Raw genomic sequence first — 19,802 nt, 5'->3', positions numbered from 1 at the left:
CAGGAGCATCGCACCTCGTTGGCGGGCCAACCCGACAGCCCCTGAGACCGCCCCCATCGACCCTGTACTGTCCCCTCCCTTGCAGCTGGCTCCTTATTGCTGACCGGCTCTCAGGTGCCGTGTCCGGATCCCCAATGCCAAAAGGACAATGCCATACAGCGCTCCGCCCAGGCAGAGCAGCAGGGTCAACTCCAGGCTGGCCTTGCCCATGCTCCAGGCCCCCCATTGGGCGAGATCCGGTGACAGATAGGCCAGAAGCCCCCCCATCAAGACCGTTGCCGCCAAGAGCTTGAGGCAGAACAGCCCGGTGTTGCGGGAAGGGCGATAAACATCCTGCTGATAGAGCCCCTTGAACAGCAGTACGGCGTTAAGGGTGCCGGAGCAGGCAGTGGCGAGAGCCAGCCCCACGTAGCCGAGCGGATAGATGAAGATGAGGTTGCACACCATGTTGGCAACCATGGCCATGATGCCGATACGCACCGGCGTCCTGGTGTCCTGGCGGGCGTAATAACCGGGGGCCAGCACCTTGATGAGCATCAAGGAGAGCAGCCCCGTGGTGGAGGCCAGCAGGCTCGCACTGGACATGCTCACCTCGTGCAGACCGAACTCACCGCGCATGAAAAGTACCCGCAGTATGGGCTCGCGCAGTACGGCGATGCCGACCATGGCTGGCAAGCCGAGCAGCATCACCATGCGCACCCCCCAATCCATGGTGCGAGAGAAATCAGCCGGATCCGCATCCACGTGTTTTCTGGCCAGGGCAGGCAGGATCACCGTGCTGATGGCCACCGCAAAGAGGCCGAGGGGAAACTCCAGCAACCTGTCCGAGTAATAGAGATAGCTGATGGCACCGGTAGCCAGAAACGAGGCCAGCATGGTGTTGATCAGCAGGTTGATCTGGCTGACCGACACGCCGAACAGGGCCGGGATCATCAGGGTACGGATCTTCACCACCCCGGGATGGTGCCAACCCCACTTGGGCCAGACCAGCATGTTGAGCTGGCGCAGAAAAGGATACTGGAACAAAAACTGGACCAGACCGCCGAGGAAGACACCGATCGCCAGGGAGATCTCGGGGCGCTCCATCAAGGGCGCGATCCACCAGGCCGCTGCAATCATGGTGATGTTGAGGAACACCGGCGTGAAGGAGGACACGGCAAAACGGCCAAAGGTATTGAGAATGGCCCCCGCCATGGCGGTGAAGGTGATGAACCAGAGATAGGGGAAGGTGATCTTGAGCATCAGACTGGCCAACTCGAACTTCTCCGCCGCCGGTCCGCCGTGCAGCCAGTCCCAGAACCAGCCCCAGCCAAAGAGGGCCGTCAGGACACCGGAACCCAGCACCCCGAGCAAGGTGACCACGGTGACGATACCACCCAGGGTGCCCGCCACCGCCGCCAGCAACTCGCGAACCGCCTGCTCGTCACCGTTTTTCTTGTACTCCGTCATCACGGGCACGAAGGCCTGGTTGAATGCCCCTTCGGCAAAGAGACGGCGCAAGAAGTTGGGAATGCGATTGGCGAAGAAGAAGACGTCTGCGGCCACCCCGGCACCGAGCAAATTGGCGATGACCACATCGCGCACCAAGCCCATCACACGGGATGCCAGCGTCATTCCGGACACAATCATGCCGGATTTGATCAATTTCTTACTCAAGACGAGGCCTCTGGAACTGTCGGAAAGAAAAGAATGCTGTTAGAATCGGCCGACAGTTTAACCGTCTCCCATCTGACACACCACCGGGGGGCGGTGTTTATTTGCACAAATCATTTGACAATATGTGGTTGGGAAGGCATATTTCCGGGCCTTTTCAATACACTCGCTAAGACAGTTTTAGGAGTTTTACCTTGGCTAACATCAAATCTGCTAAGAAGCGTGCTCTTCAGTCAGAGAAACGTCGTCAGCACAACGCCAGCCGTCGTTCCATGACCCGTACCTACCTGAAGAAAGTGATCGCTGCCATCGCCTCTGGTGACAAGGCTGCTGCCACTGCCGCTTTCGCTGTTGCTCAGCCGATCATGGATCGTATGGCGACCAAAGGCCTGATCCACAAGAACAAAGCTGCTCGTCACAAGAGCCGCCTGTCTGCCCAGATCAAAGCCATGGCTTAATCAGCATCCGCTGATGAAAGCTGAAAAAACCGGCCTAGTGCCGGTTTTTTATTTGGGGTCGCTACAGTACAGTCTGTGCAACAATCCGATCATCTCGCGCACCTCATGGCTGCGCAGGGAGTAATAGACCGTCTGGGCTTCCTTCCTCGTCGCCACCAGCTCATCCCGGCGCAACACCGCCAGATGCTGCGACATGGCTGACTGGCTCAATCCCAAGACCTCGTTCAGCTCGCCGACCGACAGCTCCCTATCCAGTAACTGGCACAAGATAAACAGCCGTCGCTCATTGGCCAATGCCTTGAGCAGGGTGACGGCACGCCCGGCATTCGCTTCCATCTCTTCCAATTGCATCTCACCCTCCTCTTCCAAGACTGGCATCATAGCGCCGTCACCGTCGATTTAAAACGAGAGGCTTGCCGGCTGAATGGCCGTGAAATCCTCCTGCCCCGCAAAGAGGAAGGAGAAATCACTCTCGCATACCCGCTTGACCGCAGGATGCTGGATCATCCGCTCGGCAAAGATGACGTAATACTCCTCCATCAGATCCTGGGTTTCACCCAGCAGCATCACCTCCTCCCCCTCCAGGATCTCCTCCCGATAAATGGTCGGTGCCATGAAGATGCCCTGGTTGAAGAAGCCGAACGCCTTCATCAGCGCCGCATCGTCGAATTCTCCCAGAATGCTGGGGGAAATTCCCTGCTGCTCGAACCACTGGGTCAGTTGACGACCCATGGCGGTACGGCGGCCCGGGATGAGCAGCTTGCGCTCTTCCAGGCAGGCAGGGAAAGGCTGGGAGGGCAGAGGCGCCTTGCAGAAGAAACTGACGCCACATCCCCCCAGACGCTTGGACAGCAACCCGGCATGCTGGCTGGAGTCCACCGGGCAATCAGAGAGGATCATGTCGAGCTTGTGCTCGCTCAACTGCTCCAGGAGCAGTTCATGGGTCGACTCGAAGCAGCGCAGGTGAATGGAACCGTCATTGGGGATCACGGAGAGCAGTACCCGGCTGGCGAGACGCTTGGAGAGAGCATCGGCGATGCCCACATCGAACAGGATCTGGCTCTCCTTGCGGTAGTTGACGATATCCAGCATCTCGTAGGAGAGGCTGAACATCTTGTCCGCATAGCGAAATACCAGTTGGCCAAGCTCGGTGGCCTCAAGGGAGCGCCCCTTTCTGATCAGCAACTTGCCGCCAAGACGCTGCTCAAGCAGTTTGATCTGACCGGTCACGGTCTGTGGGGTCAAAAAGAGGGCTTCCGCCGCCTGCGTGACGGAGCCCTTCTTCTGAGTCATCCAAAAATAGTAGAGATGGTTGTAGTTAAGGTGTGACATCCGATGGGGTTCCCGCGCCAGGCGGGCTCCGGTAGCAGCTGAGTTCAACCGCCAGAATGTCATACATGTCGCTGATCGAGTCAACCTTGTTCGCGTCGAACTGTGCCTGCAGATGGGCCTTGAGACGACCGGCATCCGGCATTCGCTCGGTACAATAGCGCTTGTTGGACAGCTTGACTCGCTCGCCGGCACGACTGCTCAGTGCCCGTTCGGCGAAGGTCTCTCCGAACCGAGCTTTTACCTGTGAGTCCCCCAGCATGAGTGCGCTGTCGACCACCCCGTTGAGATAGGCAGAACAACTTGCCGAGGTGGCATCCCGCTGACAATCGACCAGGCCATTTGCCCAGATTGCAGGACTCGCCAGCATGACTAACCATCCTAGTTTTCTCATAACCCCTCCGTACTTTGATTCGCCTCCCGATTGGGCAGCGATATCCGCAGTGCGATGTAACCGATCACGGCCGCGAGTGTGGAACCTGCCAGGATCCCGAGGCGCGAGTAGCTGCCGTAGTCCAGTCCGCCATGCTCGAATGCCAGCGATGCGATAAACATCGACATGGTGAAGCCGATGCCACACAGGATGCTGACGGCAAAGATCTGTCTGAAGTTCACTCCTTGCGGCAATTGGGCAATGCCTGATTTCACAGCCAGCCAGCTGATGGTGAAAATCCCGAGCGGCTTGCCGACGAAGAGCCCCAGGATGATCCCCATGGGGAGCGGATTGAGCAGAGCCGAGAAGTAGATCCCCTCCAGCGATACCCCGGCGTTGGCGAAAGCGAACAGTGGCAGGATCAGGAAGGCGCTCCAGGGGTGCAGCACATGCTCCAGATGCTTGAGTGGCGATGCGTAACGCTTGCCGTTGAGGGGGATCATGAAGCCCACGATGACCCCCGCCAGGGTCGCATGGACACCGGACTTGAGCACGGCAACCCAGAGCACCAGGCCGACCAGCATATAGAGTCCAATCCTGTCCTCACCACGGCGATTCATCCAGAGCAAGGTCAGGGTAGCCACCACACCTATCGCCAGCGCAGTCAGCGACAGTTGCTGGGTGTAGAAGAGGGCAATGATGATGATGACCCCCAGATCGTCCATGATAGCCAGCGCCAGCAAGAAGACCTTGAGGCTGGTCGGTACCCGCTTGCCCAGCAGCGCCATGACCCCGAGAGCGAAGGCGATGTCGGTTGCGGCCGGAATCGCCCAGCCAGCACGGGTAGCCTCGTCCCCGTAGTTGAAGAAGCTATAGATGAGTGCCGGTGCCAACATCCCCCCCACGGCAGCAATGGCCGGGAAGGTTGCCTGCACCCGGGAGGAAAGCGCCCCCTCCAGCATCTCTCGCTTCACCTCGAGACCCACCAGCAGGAAGAAGATCGCCATGAAGCCATCGTTGATCCAGAGCAGCAGCGGCTTGTTGATGTCGAGCGCCGCGATGCGAACCTGTACCTCGGTATTGAGGAAGCCCTGATAGTGTTGCGCCAGCGCCGAATTGGCCAGGCCGATGGCAAGCAGGGCGGCCAGGATCAGAATGATCCCGGAAGCGGACTCCAGTTTGAGAAAACGCTTGAATACATCGCTCATATCTAACTACCCATAAAATTGCATCTTTTCAGTCTAGGGCCAGAGTAGCTCAATGAAAAATCGTTTCTAACGGCTGATAACAACGAAAAAACCGAAAGCAAAACAGATAATGCCTGCTATAAGCAGGTTATTTCCCCTTTTCAGGAGCCATCTCTCCACCCGGAATGTTGCATATTAATTCACAGAAAATGCAAAAAGGCACCCGAAGGTGCCTCTAACAGCTGAGTGTCGACTCATCGTCACCTGGGAGACGATACTCGCCCCAGGCTCATTACCTACTCAAATAGCGACAGGCGCCTTGATCCCAGGATGGGGATCATAGCCCTGGATCTCGAAATCCTCGAATCTGTAATCGAAGATGGAGTCAGGTTTGCGCTTGATCACCAGTTGCGGCAGGGGGCGCGGCTCGCGGGTGAGTTGCAGTGCCGTCTGCTCCATGTGGTTGGAATAGAGGTGCACATCGCCACCGGTCCAGACAAAGTCACCCACTTCCAGATCGCACTGCTGCGCCATCATGTGGGTCAGCAGCGCATAGCTGGCAATGTTGAACGGCAGGCCAAGGAAAACATCACAACTACGCTGGTAGAGCTGGCAGGAGAGCTTGCCATCCGCCACATAGAACTGGAAGAAGGCGTGGCAGGGTGCCAACGCCATTTTGTCCAGCTCGCCCACGTTCCAGGCGGAGACGATGATGCGGCGGGAATCCGGGTTGTGCTGGATGTCGTCCACCGCCTTCTGGATCTGGTCGATGACAGACCCATCGGCCGCCGGCCAGGAGCGCCACTGGGCACCATAGACAGGCCCCAGATCACCGTGCTCGTCGGCCCACTCGTCCCAGATGCTGACACCGTGCTCTTTCAGATAGGCGGTGTTGGTATCGCCGTTGAGGAACCAGAGCAGCTCGTGAATGATGGAGCGCAGGTGGCACTTCTTGGTGGTCACCAGCGGGAATCCCTCGGCCAGGTTGAAGCGCATCTGATGACCGAACAGGGAGACGGTCCCGGTGCCGGTGCGATCGGATTTGACGGTCCCTTCATCCAGAATTTTCTGCATCAGGTCGAGATAGGCACGCATTACTTCGCCTCCTTGGGTGCATTGCCGAACAGACGGGGCTGTTTGTAGGCGGCCCAGACCATGAGGCCCCCCGCCACTATCATCGGGGTAGAGAGGATCTGACCCATGCTGATCTCGTTGAAGTAGAGACCCAGCTGACTGTCTGGTTGACGAACAAACTCCACCAGGAAGCGGAACAGGCCGTAGAACAGCAAGAACATCCCGGAAATGGCGCCACGGGGTGGGTGCTTGCGCCAGAACAGGTTCAGGATGATGAAGAGCACCACACCTTCCAGCGCGAACTGGTAAAGCTGGGACGGGTGACGCGGCTCGGGGCCCGCCTCGGGGAAGATGATTGCCCAGGGGACATCGGTCACCCGACCCCACAGCTCGCCGTTCATGAAGTTGCCGATGCGGCCAACACCGAGGCCAAACGGAATCAGCGGTGCCACGAAATCCGCCACGGTGAAGAAGTGGCGCTGGGTTTTGTGGGCAAACCAGATCATGGCGGTGATCACCCCGATGAGGCCACCGTGGAACGACATGCCACCAGTCCATATCTTGAACAGATAGGTCGGGTCTGCGAGGAAGAGATCGAAGTTATAGAACAGCACGTAACCGATGCGCCCTCCCAGGATCACCCCGAGGAAGCCGTAGAACAGCAGATCCGAGACCTCGTTGCGGGTCCAGCCGCTATTGGGTGCATCGGCGCGGCGACCTGCCAGCCACATGGCGAAGGCAAAACCGAACAGGTACATGAGACCATACCAGCGTACCGATAATGGTCCCAAACTGAATGCTACGGGATCAATCTGCGAGAAAACCCAATATCCGTCGTGCTGCATAGGCGGCCCCAATCATAAGAAAAGCCGCATTCTCCGATCATTCTTACGCAGTAACAAGGTGGAATATCAATCGGGCAGCCTGACCTTGTGCCCAGCCCGCAGCAATCCGCCCAGACCGTGCTCTTCCAGATATCGGGCGAACAGGCCCCGCAGCACGTGAGGATTGTCATGCTTGAGACCATCCGCCATCAGCGCCTTCAACTCGCCAAGGTCGGATTGCCGCAGCACGTATTTGATACGGGAGATGTTGTGGGTATTCATGCTGAAACGGCGATAGCCCATGGCCAGCAGCAGCAGCACTCCGACCGGATCGCCAGCCAGCTCGCCACAAACAGAGACCGGCTTGTGATAGCGCTGAGAGGCATCGACCAACAGTTGCAAAGCGCGGATCACCGCGGGATGGAAGGCATCGTAGATGCTGGCGACACGGGCATTGTTGCGATCCACCGCCAGCAGGTACTGAGTCAGGTCGTTGCTGCCCACCGACCAGAAGTCGATGAGCGGCGCCATCTCCGGCAGGATGTACAGCGCGGAGGGGACTTCGATCATCACCCCGAGACTGGGGTAGCGGATCACCGCATCGCGGCTGGCCGCTTCTTCCGACACCTCGCGCCACGCCTGATCCAGCAGACGACGGGAGGCCTTGATTTCACTGACACTGCTGATCATCGGCAGCATGATGGCCAGATTGTCCAGCCCTTCGCTGGCCCGCAACATGGCCTTGAGCTGCACCAAGAAGAGTTCGGGGTGATCCAGGGTGAGCCGGATCCCCCGCCAACCAAGGAAGGGATTTTCCTCCACGATGGGGAAATAGGGCAGTTGCTTGTCCCCCCCCACGTCCAGAGTCCGCATGCAAACCGGGCGATCCCGATAGGTTTCCAGGATCCCGCGATAGCGGGCAGTCTGCTCCCACTCCGAAGGGAAGCTGTCCTGCAGCATGAAGGGGATCTCGGTGCGATAGAGCCCGACCCCGTCCGCCAGATGATTGAGGGAGATCTCGGTATCCGCACTCAGCCCTGCGTTGAGCAGCAGAGAGACCTTGGTGCCGTCGGCAGTCTCGGAGGGCTGGCTGTCGACGCTACGCACCAGGGTGTCGAGTGCCCGCTCCTCACTCAGCAGTTGCCGGTACTCGGTCAGGATCACCTGGTTGGGTTCGATGAAGAGATCGCCGCTGTAGCCATCGATGACCAGAGTGCGCCCGCCGATGTCACCGAGGGGCAGATCCACCCCCATGATGGCCGCCACCCCCATGGCACGGGCCAGGATGGCGGCATGGGAGTTGGTCCCGCCCTTGAGCGACACCACACCGCTCAGAAATTCCCTCGGGATCTCCGCAAGGATGGTGGCCGTCACTTCATCGGCGACCAGCACCACGGGTTCGCCGATGGTGAGCTGCTCGGGTTCGTCCTGCACCAGCCGGCTGATGAGCCGCTGGGCGATGTCTTTCACATCGGTGGAACGTTCCCGCAGATAGGGATCCTTCATCCCCTTGAACTGCTCTATCAGCCGATCGCTGATGAGTTTGACCGCCGAGATCGCCGTCCAGTGTTCCTTGCTGACCTTGTTGCGGATGGGCTTGATGTAGCCGGGATCGTTCAACAGGTGCAGATAGATGTCGAAGATGGCGACCGAGTCCTGGCTGTAGCTCTCGCGAAAGCGCAGTGCCAGGCTTTCCAGATCATGGCGCACTTCCTCCACCGCCAGCTCGAGACGGGCAAGCTGCTTGGCATGATCCTCGTCCTTGCGCGGCGTGATGGTATTGAGCGCCTTGCGCGGACGCCACACCCAGGCCTTGGCGATGGCGATGCCACTCGCCCCGGCAATACCGCGCAGCGGCTTGCTCCAGTCGGTCTTCTGCAGCCACCCCTTGGCCTGGGCCTGGGCGATGCGGGCAGCCAGCTGAGCCGCCAGGGTGACCATGAAGGACTCCTCCCCCTCATCGAAGAGGCGGCTCTCCTTCTGCTGCACGACCAGAATCCCCACTACCTGACGCTGATGCATGATGGGAGCGCCGAGGAAGGAGCGAAACGCCTCTTCCGCCACATCGGGCAGGAACTTAAAACTGGGGTGAGAGGGGGCATCCGCCAGGTTGATCAGCTCTTCACGCTGACCCACCAGGCCGACGATACCCTGCTCGAACGGCAGGGTGGCCTTGCCCACGGCCGATTCGGCCAGACCATCGGTCGCAGCCAGTCGATAGCGGCGCATGTCCGGCTCGGCTACATAGACGGAGCAGCAGTCCACCGTCATGGCGAGCCGGGTCTGGCTCACCAATGCTTGCAAGGCCTGTTCGAGGGTGTTGGCCTCGGCCATGCTTTCCACGATGCGTCTGAGTTCCGTCAGCAACTAGTTGTGCTCCTTAACGCGAGCGGTTGCGCCGCCCATCTTTTCGGTTAGCCTGCACCACGGGGACTGGCATGGCCAGCGGGGCAAACTCCTTCATCACCCGGCGGTAAACCTCCCGCTTGAAGGAGACGACCTGACGAACCGGGTACCAGAAGCTGACCCAACGCCAATCATCAAATTCCGGGTGACCATGACAGCCAAACTGGATCCTGGACTCTTTGCCAGGATCGAGCTGCAACAAAAACCATTTCTGCTTCTGGCCAATACAGACCGGTGAACTGTCCCAGCGGACGAGTCGTTTGGGTAAGCGATACTTCAGCCAGTTGCGACTGGTCGCCAGTATGGTCACATCGTCCTGCTTGAGCCCTATCTCCTCATACAGCTCACGATACATGGCCTGCTCCGGCGATTCACCATCATCAACCCCCCCCTGCGGAAACTGCCAGGAGTGCTGCCCATAGCGCTTAGCCCACAATACTTGTCCGTCACGGTTACAGATCACGATGCCGACATTGGGACGAAATCCGTCACCATCTATCACGTGATCACCTTATAAAGGCTGAATCTATAACGAGATTGTTCCACATTCACCCCGTGGCGGCAAACAGGGACTGTCATCTTCCATTCATGAATAACTTGGCATTTCAAGCAAAGTTATAAACAAATTGAAGGTTCATGCTAGGCAAGTTGCCCACCCAGACTGTGCATAAACCTGTGATCAAGCAGGTATATACAGTAGTTTTATACTGTGGCATTGCACGGAAGCATATCATACCCGATTCACTTAAAAACAAAATATACATTTAAATACATAAGGTTATAGTTTAATTGCTGGATCAAGATCCATGTCTTTTGCCTAAGAGGATCCTGCCTGTCAATTGTGAACAAGTTCGACTGCTCAAAGATCCACCAAGACGGATTTATCCACAGATATGGCGCATTATCTGCACCGAAATGGCGCTGAAAATCGGCGTACTCTCACATTTATTTCTGGTGCCACGCTTCCTTTCACCACTTTACGCCAGTTATCCAAGATTTCTGTGGATAACTGTGTGCAACAGCTCGCACAAACCCTTGGACAACTCGTTTATGCGGGGATCCGGCGGGCCAACATACTGGATAAATAAAGTAAAACCCTTTAAAATCATTTAGATATGTTGAATTCTGTCACCCATGTCCCCCTGTGTATAGTCGGGCGAGGATCGGTTATAAAATCAGCGATACCATGCAAGGATCCGTATTGCGATGTCTATTATCTCCAGAGGAGCCCTCATGCCTGCCAATCCCCAGTCAGAACAAGAGCTGCTCAGTCGAGCCTACGCCATGGCTGGCTTCACTCTGGCCCAGCTTGCCGCAACGGCGGGCATCCCCGTACCGCGGGATCTCAGACGTGACAAGGGCTGGACAGGGCAGTTGATCGAGTGGCAGCTGGGGGCCAGTGCAGGTAGCCGTCCCGAGCAGGATTTTCCGGATCTCGGTATCGAGCTCAAGACGATCCCCGTCGATCCTCAAGGGCGCCCGCTGGAAACCACCTTTGTCTGCGTGGCCCCCCTCATCGGGGTCAGCGGCCAGCGCTGGGAGGAGTCGAACGTGCGCAACAAGCTGTCGCGGGTGCTCTGGATCCCGGTGGAAGGCAGCCGCGACATCCCTGTCGGCGACCGTCGCGTCGGCATGCCGCTGCTATGGAGCCCGAATGAAGAGGAAGAAGGACTGCTGCGACAGGACTGGGAAGAGCTGATGGACATGATAGTGCTGGGGGAAGTGGAGCAGATCAGCGCCCGCCACGGCCAAGTATTGCAGCTGCGCCCCAAGGCGGCCAACAGCAAGGCGCTGACCCGCGCTATCGGCCGCAATGGCCAACCCATCATGACGCTACCACGGGGCTTCTACCTCAAGATCGAGTTCACCCATCAACTCCTGCAGCGCCATTTTGCCCTCCCCCTTTGATCCTGTTTATCAACATCCTTGTCATAAAGTGATATAAAAATAACCAGCGCTACTTTCTTCGCAGCCAGTGACAAGGAGTCCATATGCCGATCAACAAGCAATTCCTCAAATCGCGTCCCGAGGTAAAGGTGACCTTTGCCGTCGAAAAGGAGGCCGCCGGTGATGCCGAGCAGGTCTTGCTGCTGGGTGAATTCAGCCAGTGGCAGCCCATTGAACTGAAGAGGATGAAAAACGGGGAGTTCAAGGCGACACTCAACCTGCCGACCGATGGCCCCAGCCATTTCGAGTATTGCTATCAGCTAGTGCAACCCGATGGTGAAACTCTTTATGACAACGACTGGGAGGCGGACGACTACGTGCCTGGCCCCTTCGGGCGTGACAACTCTGTGGTGCGGGTCAGCCAGCCCAGTTGAGCCAATACCCCGCACACGGATACAAAAAAGGCTCGCCATTGGCGAGCCTTTTCACTACCTGTCGAGCTTTTCGCCGACATACCGACACCAATTCGAATCGAATTAGTTGAGCTTCTCTTTGATACGAGCAGCTTTGCCGGACAGGTTGCGCAGGTAGTACAGTTTGGCGCGGCGAACATCACCACGACGCTTCAGTTCTACACTGTGGATCAGCGGAGAGTGAGTCTGGAATACACGCTCAACACCTTCGCCGTTGGAGATCTTGCGAACGGTGAAAGCAGAGTGCAGACCGCGGTTACGCTTGGCAATCACGATGCCTTCGAAAGCCTGCAGACGCTCTTTACCACCTTCTTTAACACGAACTTGAACACGTACGGTGTCGCCCTGGGCAAAAGCCGGGATGTCGGTACGCAGTTGCTCTTGTTCAAGCTGCTGAATAATCTTGCTCATTGTCTTTCCTTACCTAGGATAAACTGAAAACTCTACTTAACGCTGTCACGCACTTCGCGGACATACTCGGCAAGAAGTGATTCTTGCTCGTCAGTCAGAGCTAGGTTGTTAATAAGTTCCGGCCTTCTCTGCCAGGTTCGTCCGAGCGATTGCTTGAGTCGCCAGCGCCGAATCACTTCGTGATTGCCGCTTGTCAGCGCCTCGGGCACCGTCAGCCCATCCAACACCTCCGGCCGAGTATAGTGGGGATGATCCAGCAGGCCATCCGTGAAGGAGTCCTGCTCGGCACTGGCCTGATCACCCAAGACCCCCGGGACCAGACGCGAAACCGCATCGATCAGGGTCATGGCAGGCAACTCGCCACCACTTAACACGTAATCTCCGATAGACCACTCTTCGTCGACTTCGGTTTGTATCACGCGCTCATCGATACCTTCGTATCGACCGGCGACCAGAATCAGTTTCTGATTCGTCGCCAACTCGGTCACGCCCGCTTGAGTCAGCTTGCGTCCCTGAGGAGAGAGATAGATGACTTTCGCCCCGTCTCCCGCCGCTTGCTTGGCTGCATGAATGGCATCACGCAGCGGCTGAACCATCATCAACATGCCGGGCCCACCACCATAAGGACGATCATCGACCGTACGGTGTTTGTCGTGGGTGAAGTCCCGAGGGTTCCAGCACTCAATCTGCAGCAGGCCACTCTTGACGGCCCGACCCGTTACCCCGTGCTCGGTAATGGCTCGGAACATTTCCGGGAAGAGGCTAATGACCCCAATCCACATAAGAAACCTCCGGCACCCGTGTTAGCGCGGGAAACTAGAAACCAGGATCCCAATCAACTTCGATTGTTCGAGCAGTCAGATCAATATTCTTGATCACCTGCTCTTCCAGGAACGGTATCAACCGCTCCTTTGCACCAAAGGCATCTTTTACATTGGCCTCAACCACCAACACATCGTTGGAGCCGGTTTCCATCAATTCGGTCACCTTGCCCAGGTCGTATCCCTTGGTGGTTACCACGGTGCAACCAATGAGGTCACGCCAGTAGAACTCCCCTTCGGGCAACGCAGGCAACAGATCGGCGGGGACGCCAATCTCGACGTTGGTCAATGCCAGGGCATCCTCACGCACATCGATACCATCGAGTTTGCAGATCAGACCCTTGTTATGACGCTTCCAGGATGACACCCGGATTTCACGCCACGCCCCGTTCTGATTGATCAGCCAGGGGTTGTAATCGAAAATCGCTTCGGCAACATCGGTGAAGGAGTTCACTTTAAGCCAGCCCTTGATCCCGTAAACGGTCCCCAGGGTGCCCAGAACTACAGGTTTTTCCACCTTAACTCCCTACCGTTTGGCTGATTAAGCAGCTTTGGCAGCGTCTTTGATCAGCTTGGCAACGCGGTCAGAAACAGCGGCACCAGTAGCAACCCAATGCTCGATACGAGCCAGGTCCAGGTTCAGCTTTTCAGCGTTACCAGCAGCAACCGGGTTGAAGAAACCGACGCGCTCGATGAAACGACCGTCACGGGCGTTACGGCTGTCAGCAACTACTACCTGGTAGAACGGACGCTTTTTCGCGCCACCACGTTGTAAACGAATGGTTACCATATCGTCCTCATAAACATCTAATGAACAAGGCCTGCAAATACGCAGACCCTAGCTTAAAATAAGCCGCGTAATTCTACTTGGATTCGTAATAATTGCAACCAAGCCAGCTATTTTTTGCGCAGGGATTGGCATGAAAAAGGCTCACCGGGGTGAGCCTTTCTACCTGACCAGCAGGAAAATCAGAACGGACCGCGACCGCCACCACCGAATCCGGGGGGCAGCATGTTCTTCATCTGGCCCATCATCTTGCGCATGCCGCCCTTGCCGGACATTTTCTTCATCATGCGCTGCATCTCGGTGAACTGCTTGAGCAGCTTGTTCACATCCTGGACCTGCATGCCGGAGCCCGCAGCGATGCGGCGCTTGCGGGAGCCCTTGATGAGATCGGGATGGGCACGCTCTTTCGGCGTCATGGAGCTGATAATGGCCTCCATCCGCACGGTGAGCTTGTCATCCATCTGATCCTTGATGTTGTCCGGCAGGCCGGACATGCCAGGCAGCTTGTCGAGCATCCCCATCATGCCACCCATGTTGCGCATCTGGGCCAGCTGCTCACGGAAGTCTTCCAGATCGAAGCCCTTGCCACTCTTGACCTTGCTGGCCAGCTTGGCCGCCTTCTCTTTATCGACGTTGCGCTCCACCTCTTCGATGAGAGAGAGCACATCCCCCATACCGAGGATGCGGGAGGCGAGACGATCCGGGTGGAACGGCTCCAGCGCGTCGGTCTTCTCGCCCATACCGATGAACTTGACCGGTTTGCCGGTGATGTGGCGCACCGACAGTGCGGCACCACCGCGGGCATCACCGTCTGCCTTGGTAAGGATCACACCGGTGAGCGGCAGCGCCTCGTTGAAGGCCTTGGCGGTATTGGCAGCATCCTGGCCTGTCATGGCATCCACCACGAACAGGGTTTCGACCGGCTTGATGGTGGCGTGCAGATCCTGGATCTCCGCCATCATTTCGCCATCGACGTGCAGACGACCGGCAGTATCGACGATCACCACGTCATAGAACTTCTTGCGCGCCTGATCGATGGCGGCAGTGGCAATGGCGATCGGTTTCTGGCTGGCATCACTCGGGAAGAAGTCGACACCGATGTCGCCCGCAAGTGTCTCAAGCTGCTTGATCGCCGCCGGACGGTAGACGTCCGCACTGACCACCAGCACCTTCTTCTTGCTGCGCTCCTTGAGCAGTTTGGCCAGTTTGCCGACCGTAGTGGTCTTACCGGCCCCCTGAAGACCTGCCATCAGGATGATGGCCGGCGGCTGGGCAGCCAGGTTGAGCTGTTCGTTGGCCTTCCCCATCACGGTGACCAGTTCGCCATGGACGATCTTGATGAACGCCTGGCCCGGGCTCAGGGATTTGGCCACTTCCTGGCCCACGGCTCGTTCCTTGACGCGCGCCACGAAATCGCGCACCACCGGCAGGGCGACGTCCGCCTCGAGCAACGCCATGCGGACTTCGCGCAGGGTATCCTTGATGTTCTCTTCGGTCAGGCGGCCGCGGCCGCTGACATTGCGCAGGGTGCGCGAGAGTCGTTCAGTCAAATTTTCAAACATGACGCTTTCCGGTTCTTGGCGTGACACTGGGGGCATTATACCCCGGTCAGCACTCTAGGGACGATTACTCGCCGCTTGCCGCGGCGGCCTGCCATCGAACGGGCAGGTCAACAAATGGAGGGCAGTATACCTCAGTCAACGCCGGAGGACGATTATTCGCCGCACGGTGGCCATCAACGCCTACTTATATGTGGGCAGTTAGCCTCTGGCACAACTGGCGAGCATATCTTGTGCAAGGTATACTGCCCCTCTTATCCATAAAGCTTGTTTGACAACGACCTGGTTATGATCGTGATCTCTGTTCTGGCCCTGGCGTTTTACCTGCTGGCCATCATCGCCTCACTGCACCTGCTGCTCAGCGCCAAGCCCGTCGGGCAAGTATCGCTGTTCGCCTGTGTCGGCCTGGCCCTGACCGCCCATGGCATGGCGGTGGGCAGCGAAGTGCTGGTCACCCATTCCGGCCAGAATCTCAGCATGTTGAACGTGGCGTCCCTGGTCAGCCTTATCATCAGTTGCTTCATGACCTGCGTCACCCGACGCTTCAACGGCTGGATCCTGCTGCCCGTCGTCTACAGTTTTTCAGCCCTGCTGCTGGCGGCCAGCGCGCTCATTCCCGGGCGCTACATCACCCATCTGGAAGCGCACCCCCAGTTACTGCTGCACATAGGCCTCGCGCTGATGGCCTATTCGGTACTGATGATCGCCTGCTTGTTTGCCCTCCAGCTTGCCTGCCTGGACAGGCAACTGAAATCCAGAAAGATCAGCCACCTGCCAGCCATGCCACCCCTGATGACGGTGGAGAAGCGCCTGTTTCAGCTCATTTCCGCAGGTCTGCTGCTGCTGACCCTCTCCATCGCATCCGGCCTGTTCTTCCTGGAAGACATGTTTGCCCAGGGCAAATCCCACAAGGCCATCCTCTCTATCCTGGCCTGGTGCGTCTACGCTCTGCTGCTCTGGGGTCACCATACCCGTGGCTGGCGCGGCCGCAAGGTCATCATGCTGAGCCTCATCGGCAGCTTCATCCTGACACTGGCCTATTTTGGCAGCCGTTTCGTCAAGGAAGTGCTGCTTAGCTGACACACGAACATTCCCCAACCATCCTTACAGGAGCCCTTCTTGGACAGTATCTCAACGAGTACATTGCTGATTGTTCTCGTTATCTTGATCCTTTTGTCAGCCTTCTTCTCCAGTTCCGAAACCGGTCTAATGTCGCTCAACCGCTACAAGCTGCGGCATCTGGCCCAGACCAAGCACAAGGCTGCCCGCCGGGTCGAGAAGCTGCTGGCCAGGCCGGACCGCCTGCTTGGCCTCATTCTCATCGGCAACAATCTGGTCAACATCCTGGCCTCCGCCATCGCGACCATCGTCTGCATCCGGCTGTTCGGGGATCTCGGCGTCGCCATTGCCACCTTCGGGCTGACCCTGGTGGTGCTGGTATTCGGGGAAGTCACCCCCAAGACACTGGCGGCCATGTTCCCCGAGCGGATAGCCTACCCTGCCTCCTGGATCCTCAAGGGGCTGATGGTGCCGTTCACCCCCCTTGTCTGGCTCATCAACAGCATCACGAACCTGCTGCTGAAACTCTTGCGTCTAGAGCACAACAAGGATGACTCCCTCAATTCCGAAGAGCTGCGCACCATCGTCAACGAGGCGGGCAATCTCATTCCCAAGCACCACCAGGAGATGCTGATAAGCATCCTGGATCTCGACAAGATGACGGTGGAGAACATCATGGTCCCGCGCAGCGAGATCTCCGCCATCGACATCAATGACGACTGGAAGATCATACTGCGCCAGCTGGCCCACTGCGCCCACACCAAGATCCTGCTCTATCGCGACAATATCGATGACGTCGTCGGCTTCCTGCACTCACGGGATGCCCTGAGACTGGTCGCCCGGGATCAGTTCAGCAAGTCCAGCCTGCTGCGGGAAGTCGACCCCATCTATTTCATCCCCCAGGGGACCCCCCTCAACGTGCAGTTGGCCAAGTTCCAGCGCAACAAGGAGCGAATTGGCCTTATCGTCGACGAATATGGCGATATTCAGGGGCTGATCACCCTGGACGACATCCTGGAAGAGATTGTCGGTGACTTCACCACCTCCATGACACCGACCCCGAGTGACGAGATCCATCCCCAGCCGGACGGCTCCTTCCTGGTCGAAGGCTCCGCCAGCATCCGCGAGCTGAACAAGGAGATGGACTGGCACCTGCCCATGGACGGCCCACGGACCCTCAATGGCGCCATCCTGGAGTACCTTGAGGAGATCCCCCAACCCAACATCAGTGTCAGGCTGGCGGGCTACCCTATCGAGATTCTCGAAGTGGAGAACAACATGGTGAAGATGGCAAGGATCATGCCGCACCTGTACCGGGACGATTCAGAGTACGAGGATTGAAAAAAGGCTGCCGATGGCACAATGCTGTTCAGATAAGCACTTTTTTGACTGATTATTCATAAATTGGATTTGAGTTGAGGGGGCAAGGCTGTGTCCAGTCGATCTTCCTCCAGCCTTTATCCAGCGGGGCTTGCAATAGAAAGAGGGAGGCATCATGCCTCCCTCGCTTTTTTGTCCTGATACTACGTGGACTGGAACTCAAATTCTCTTAAGTGAACAGCATTGTGCCGATGGCAGCCTTTTTGCTTCACTCGCTCTCGTCATCCGGCTCCAGCACCAGAGTGGGGATGAGCTCACCGAACACCTGCTGCAACTCGTCACGGTTTGCCAGCAAATCCTGCAGCGTATAACCATCCATCACCGCGAGGAAGGCGTTCATCGCCTCCTTCAAGGCACTCTTGAGCAGACAGACGGAGACGATATGGCAGACCGGGGAGCTGCAGTCGATCCCGTCCAGATTGCCTTCCAATGCCCGGATCACTTGCCCGATATTGATCTCGTCGGGGGAGCGCGCCATGCGGATGCCACCATTCTTGCCGCGTTGTGACTGTAGATAGCCCAGTTTCACCAACTGGTTCACCACCTTCACCATGTGGTTGCGGGATACGTCGTACAAGGCGGATACCTTGGCCACGCTCGACAGTTCCCCCTCCGGCAGGGTAGCCAGATAGAGCAGGGCTCTCAATCCAAAATCGGTATAGCTCGTTAGTCTCATAGTGCCTGTAGCGCCTAGCGCGAAGAATTGATGATTGATCCAGATCAATTAAACATTTAGGATGCAACTTAATAAGTGACATTCCAGATGTTCAATTAGAAAGGACCTCCTATGTTAGACCAAGCCACCATCGCCGTCATCAAGAGCACCATTCCTTTGCTCGAATCGGCGGGCCCTGACCTCACACGGCACTTTTATCAGCGCATGTTCAGCCACAATCCCGAGTTGAAGGATCTCTTCAACCTGGCTCACCAGCGTAGCGGGGGACAGCCCTTGGCACTGTCCAGTGCGGTGGCGGCCTATGCTAGGAACATTGACAATCTGGGGGCCCTGGCCGGAGCCGTTGAACGCATCGCCCACAAACACACGGGTTTCCTGATCCAGCCGGAACAATATCACATTGTGGGTAGTCATCTCTTGGCCACGCTCAAAGAAATGGGTGGCAACGCTGTCACGGAGGAGGTCCTTACCGCCTGGGGCAAGGCGTACGGTGTGCTGGCCGACATCTTTATCGGCCGGGAGAGCGAGCTCTATCGGGAGAAGGCAAGCCAGGACGGTGGTTGGCAGGGAACCCGCCCTTTCATCATCAAGGAGAAGCGTCAGGAGAGTGAACTCATCACCTCTTTCGTCCTGGCACCCCTCGATGGCAACCCCGTGTTGCGTTTCAAACCGGGGCAATATCTCAGTATCAAGCTGGTTCATCCCGCCCTCGAGCATCAGGAGATCCGCCAGTACTCCCTCTCGGACGCCCCCAATGGCCGCGACTACCGCATCAGCGTCAAGCGCGAACCCAGGGGTCAGGCCTCCAACCTGTTGCATGATCATCTTCACATCGGTGACACGGTCGACATCATGCCGCCGGCCGGCGACTTCTTCCTGCAAGAGGTGACAGACACGCCCGTGGTGCTGATCTCCGCCGGGGTCGGCCTCACCCCCATGCTGAGCATGCTCAACCACTTGCTGGCCGAGGGCCCGGATATGGATATTCGCTGGCTTCACGCCTGCGAACACGGCGCCCACCACGCGTTCAGGGACGAGATCCGGGCAAAGAGCAGGCAACACGGGAAACTGGAGAGCCGGATCTGGTATCGGGAGCCGGGGGAGCAGGATGTCAAAGGAGAGGATTACGACTTCAGCGGCACTCTGGCACTGGAGCAGGTCACCGACCTCATTCCGGCCGACGCCCACTACTATTTCTGCGGCCCTGTCCCGTTCATGAAGGCAGTCAAAGCTCAGCTGGAGAATGTGGGCGTGCCTGCCGAGCGGATGCACTACGAGGTCTTCGGCCCCCATCAGGGCCTCTGATCCCTCCCCTGACCGGGAAAATGCACAAGGCCCACAAGCACAGCTTCGTGGGCCTTGTAATATCCGTCATTCCGCACCTGATTTTCCCTTTTTCGCGGCTTGACAGCGATCGGCTGTTTTGATCTATTACTGCTTTTTGC

General features: G+C 57.6%; 21 protein-coding genes. 6 read left to right on the top strand and 15 right to left on the bottom strand.

Features of this window, described 5'->3' with window-relative positions; genetic code table 11:
• Window positions 1-93: 93 nt before the first annotated feature.
• Window positions 94-1,656, bottom strand: a complete 1,563-nt coding sequence (gene murJ / locus OKB81_RS06240; protein ID WP_270661837.1) for a murein biosynthesis integral membrane protein MurJ — start codon at window positions 1,654-1,656, stop codon at window positions 94-96.
• A 191-nt stretch (window positions 1,657-1,847) separates the two neighbouring features.
• Between murJ and rpsT the strand changes: the two genes are divergently transcribed.
• Complete coding sequence (gene rpsT / locus OKB81_RS06235) at window positions 1,848-2,111, top strand: 30S ribosomal protein S20 (protein ID WP_005308808.1); 264 nt, start codon at window positions 1,848-1,850, stop codon at window positions 2,109-2,111.
• A 48-nt stretch (window positions 2,112-2,159) separates the two neighbouring features.
• Here the strand turns inward: rpsT and OKB81_RS06230 are convergent, their stop codons facing one another.
• The 8 genes from OKB81_RS06230 to rppH all read right to left on the bottom strand — a co-directional run bounded on the left by OKB81_RS06230 (window position 2,160) and on the right by rppH (window position 9,806).
• Window positions 2,160-2,462, bottom strand: coding sequence for an ArsR/SmtB family transcription factor (locus tag OKB81_RS06230; protein ID WP_029313781.1), 303 nt, complete (start codon window positions 2,460-2,462; stop codon window positions 2,160-2,162).
• A gap of 48 nt (window positions 2,463-2,510) precedes the next feature.
• Entirely contained in the window at window positions 2,511-3,443 is a 933-nt protein-coding gene (nhaR, locus tag OKB81_RS06225; protein ID WP_010673095.1) for a transcriptional activator NhaR, read from the bottom strand.
• Window positions 3,430-3,810, bottom strand: a complete 381-nt coding sequence (locus OKB81_RS06220) for a hypothetical protein (protein ID WP_010673094.1) — start codon at window positions 3,808-3,810, stop codon at window positions 3,430-3,432. Before OKB81_RS06220 ends, nhaR begins: the two co-directional genes overlap by 14 nt.
• A gap of 20 nt (window positions 3,811-3,830) precedes the next feature.
• Entirely contained in the window at window positions 3,831-5,021 is a 1,191-nt protein-coding gene (gene nhaA, locus OKB81_RS06215; protein ID WP_103261680.1) for a Na+/H+ antiporter NhaA, read from the bottom strand.
• A gap of 279 nt (window positions 5,022-5,300) precedes the next feature.
• Window positions 5,301-6,095 (bottom strand): thymidylate synthase, encoded by a 795-nt coding sequence (gene thyA, locus OKB81_RS06210; protein ID WP_042014892.1) that lies wholly within the window; start codon window positions 6,093-6,095, stop codon window positions 5,301-5,303.
• Entirely contained in the window at window positions 6,095-6,919 is an 825-nt protein-coding gene (gene lgt, locus OKB81_RS06205; RefSeq protein WP_043153049.1) for a prolipoprotein diacylglyceryl transferase, read from the bottom strand. The genes thyA and lgt overlap by 1 nt, the downstream gene beginning before the upstream one ends.
• A gap of 66 nt (window positions 6,920-6,985) precedes the next feature.
• Window positions 6,986-9,265, bottom strand: a complete 2,280-nt coding sequence (gene ptsP / locus OKB81_RS06200; RefSeq protein ID WP_160837185.1) for a phosphoenolpyruvate--protein phosphotransferase — start codon at window positions 9,263-9,265, stop codon at window positions 6,986-6,988.
• Window positions 9,266-9,278: 13 nt separating this feature from the next.
• Window positions 9,279-9,806, bottom strand: a complete 528-nt coding sequence (gene rppH, locus OKB81_RS06195; RefSeq protein ID WP_010673089.1) for an RNA pyrophosphohydrolase — start codon at window positions 9,804-9,806, stop codon at window positions 9,279-9,281.
• A gap of 731 nt (window positions 9,807-10,537) precedes the next feature.
• On the opposite strand from rppH, the gene mutH reads away from it, so the two are divergent.
• Window positions 10,538-11,212 carry a DNA mismatch repair endonuclease MutH gene (mutH, locus tag OKB81_RS06190; protein WP_042014896.1) on the top strand — a complete coding sequence of 225 codons (675 nt, stop codon included), beginning with the start codon at window positions 10,538-10,540 and terminating at the stop codon, window positions 11,210-11,212.
• An 83-nt stretch (window positions 11,213-11,295) separates the two neighbouring features.
• Entirely contained in the window at window positions 11,296-11,625 is a 330-nt protein-coding gene (locus tag OKB81_RS06185) for an isoamylase early set domain-containing protein (RefSeq protein ID WP_103260846.1), read from the top strand.
• Between the two features lie 102 nt (window positions 11,626-11,727).
• Here the strand turns inward: OKB81_RS06185 and rplS are convergent, their stop codons facing one another.
• From rplS to ffh, 5 genes are all read right to left on the bottom strand, one after another.
• Window positions 11,728-12,075: a 50S ribosomal protein L19 gene (gene rplS, locus OKB81_RS06180; RefSeq protein WP_005313505.1), complete on the bottom strand. Its 348-nt coding sequence runs from the start codon at window positions 12,073-12,075 to the stop codon at window positions 11,728-11,730.
• A gap of 32 nt (window positions 12,076-12,107) precedes the next feature.
• On the bottom strand, window positions 12,108-12,857 hold the full coding sequence (gene trmD, locus OKB81_RS06175) for a tRNA (guanosine(37)-N1)-methyltransferase TrmD (RefSeq protein WP_010673086.1): 750 nt from the start codon (window positions 12,855-12,857) through the stop codon (window positions 12,108-12,110).
• Between the two features lie 34 nt (window positions 12,858-12,891).
• Window positions 12,892-13,413: a ribosome maturation factor RimM gene (rimM, locus tag OKB81_RS06170; RefSeq protein ID WP_039039979.1), complete on the bottom strand. Its 522-nt coding sequence runs from the start codon at window positions 13,411-13,413 to the stop codon at window positions 12,892-12,894.
• Between the two features lie 24 nt (window positions 13,414-13,437).
• The gene (gene rpsP, locus OKB81_RS06165) at window positions 13,438-13,686 is read right to left on the bottom strand and encodes a 30S ribosomal protein S16 (protein ID WP_010673084.1); all 249 of its coding nucleotides are present in this window, start codon (window positions 13,684-13,686) and stop codon (window positions 13,438-13,440) included.
• A 179-nt stretch (window positions 13,687-13,865) separates the two neighbouring features.
• The gene (gene ffh / locus OKB81_RS06160) at window positions 13,866-15,245 is read right to left on the bottom strand and encodes a signal recognition particle protein (RefSeq protein WP_270661839.1); all 1,380 of its coding nucleotides are present in this window, start codon (window positions 15,243-15,245) and stop codon (window positions 13,866-13,868) included.
• A 285-nt stretch (window positions 15,246-15,530) separates the two neighbouring features.
• On the opposite strand from ffh, the gene OKB81_RS06155 reads away from it, so the two are divergent.
• Together OKB81_RS06155 and OKB81_RS06150 are read left to right on the top strand one after the other, a co-directional pair.
• Window positions 15,531-16,322, top strand: a complete 792-nt coding sequence (locus OKB81_RS06155) for a cytochrome C assembly family protein (RefSeq protein ID WP_010673082.1) — start codon at window positions 15,531-15,533, stop codon at window positions 16,320-16,322.
• 39 nt (window positions 16,323-16,361) lie between these two features.
• Window positions 16,362-17,642, top strand: a complete 1,281-nt coding sequence (locus OKB81_RS06150; protein ID WP_160837191.1) for an HlyC/CorC family transporter — start codon at window positions 16,362-16,364, stop codon at window positions 17,640-17,642.
• Window positions 17,643-17,889: 247 nt separating this feature from the next.
• Here OKB81_RS06150 and OKB81_RS06145 read toward each other — a convergent pair whose 3' ends face one another.
• Window positions 17,890-18,357 (bottom strand): Rrf2 family transcriptional regulator, encoded by a 468-nt coding sequence (locus OKB81_RS06145; protein WP_039039978.1) that lies wholly within the window; start codon window positions 18,355-18,357, stop codon window positions 17,890-17,892.
• Window positions 18,358-18,468: 111 nt separating this feature from the next.
• On the opposite strand from OKB81_RS06145, the gene hmpA reads away from it, so the two are divergent.
• The gene (gene hmpA, locus OKB81_RS06140) at window positions 18,469-19,662 is read left to right on the top strand and encodes an NO-inducible flavohemoprotein (protein ID WP_270697955.1); all 1,194 of its coding nucleotides are present in this window, start codon (window positions 18,469-18,471) and stop codon (window positions 19,660-19,662) included.
• Window positions 19,663-19,802 lie beyond the last annotated feature (140 nt).

Source organism: Aeromonas sp. QDB56 (genome assembly GCF_027705505.1).
GTDB lineage: Bacteria > Pseudomonadota > Gammaproteobacteria > Enterobacterales > Aeromonadaceae > Aeromonas > Aeromonas caviae.
This window is presented reverse-complemented; position numbering and strand designations above follow the sequence as displayed.

Excerpts from the sequence above, each read along its gene's own strand:
- OKB81_RS06145 (WP_039039978.1), bottom strand. The coding sequence starts at position 18,357 with ATGAGACTAACGAGCTATACCGATTTTGGATTGAGAGCCCTGCTCTAT.
- thyA (WP_042014892.1), bottom strand. The coding sequence starts at position 6,095 with ATGCGTGCCTATCTCGACCTGATGCAGAAAATTCTGGATGAAGGGACC.
- nhaA (WP_103261680.1), bottom strand. The coding sequence starts at position 5,021 with ATGAGCGATGTATTCAAGCGTTTTCTCAAACTGGAGTCCGCTTCCGGG.
- rpsP (WP_010673084.1), bottom strand. The coding sequence starts at position 13,686 with ATGGTAACCATTCGTTTACAACGTGGTGGCGCGAAAAAGCGTCCGTTC.
- trmD (WP_010673086.1), bottom strand. The coding sequence starts at position 12,857 with ATGTGGATTGGGGTCATTAGCCTCTTCCCGGAAATGTTCCGAGCCATT.
- OKB81_RS06230 (WP_029313781.1), bottom strand. The coding sequence starts at position 2,462 with ATGCAATTGGAAGAGATGGAAGCGAATGCCGGGCGTGCCGTCACCCTG.
- ffh (WP_270661839.1), bottom strand. The coding sequence starts at position 15,245 with ATGTTTGAAAATTTGACTGAACGACTCTCGCGCACCCTGCGCAATGTC.
- OKB81_RS06155 (WP_010673082.1), top strand. The coding sequence starts at position 15,531 with ATGATCGTGATCTCTGTTCTGGCCCTGGCGTTTTACCTGCTGGCCATC.
- nhaR (WP_010673095.1), bottom strand. The coding sequence starts at position 3,443 with ATGTCACACCTTAACTACAACCATCTCTACTATTTTTGGATGACTCAG.
- hmpA (WP_270697955.1), top strand. The coding sequence starts at position 18,469 with ATGTTAGACCAAGCCACCATCGCCGTCATCAAGAGCACCATTCCTTTG.
- rplS (WP_005313505.1), bottom strand. The coding sequence starts at position 12,075 with ATGAGCAAGATTATTCAGCAGCTTGAACAAGAGCAACTGCGTACCGAC.
- lgt (WP_043153049.1), bottom strand. The coding sequence starts at position 6,919 with ATGCAGCACGACGGATATTGGGTTTTCTCGCAGATTGATCCCGTAGCA.
- mutH (WP_042014896.1), top strand. The coding sequence starts at position 10,538 with ATGCCTGCCAATCCCCAGTCAGAACAAGAGCTGCTCAGTCGAGCCTAC.
- OKB81_RS06185 (WP_103260846.1), top strand. The coding sequence starts at position 11,296 with ATGCCGATCAACAAGCAATTCCTCAAATCGCGTCCCGAGGTAAAGGTG.
- OKB81_RS06220 (WP_010673094.1), bottom strand. The coding sequence starts at position 3,810 with ATGCTGGCGAGTCCTGCAATCTGGGCAAATGGCCTGGTCGATTGTCAG.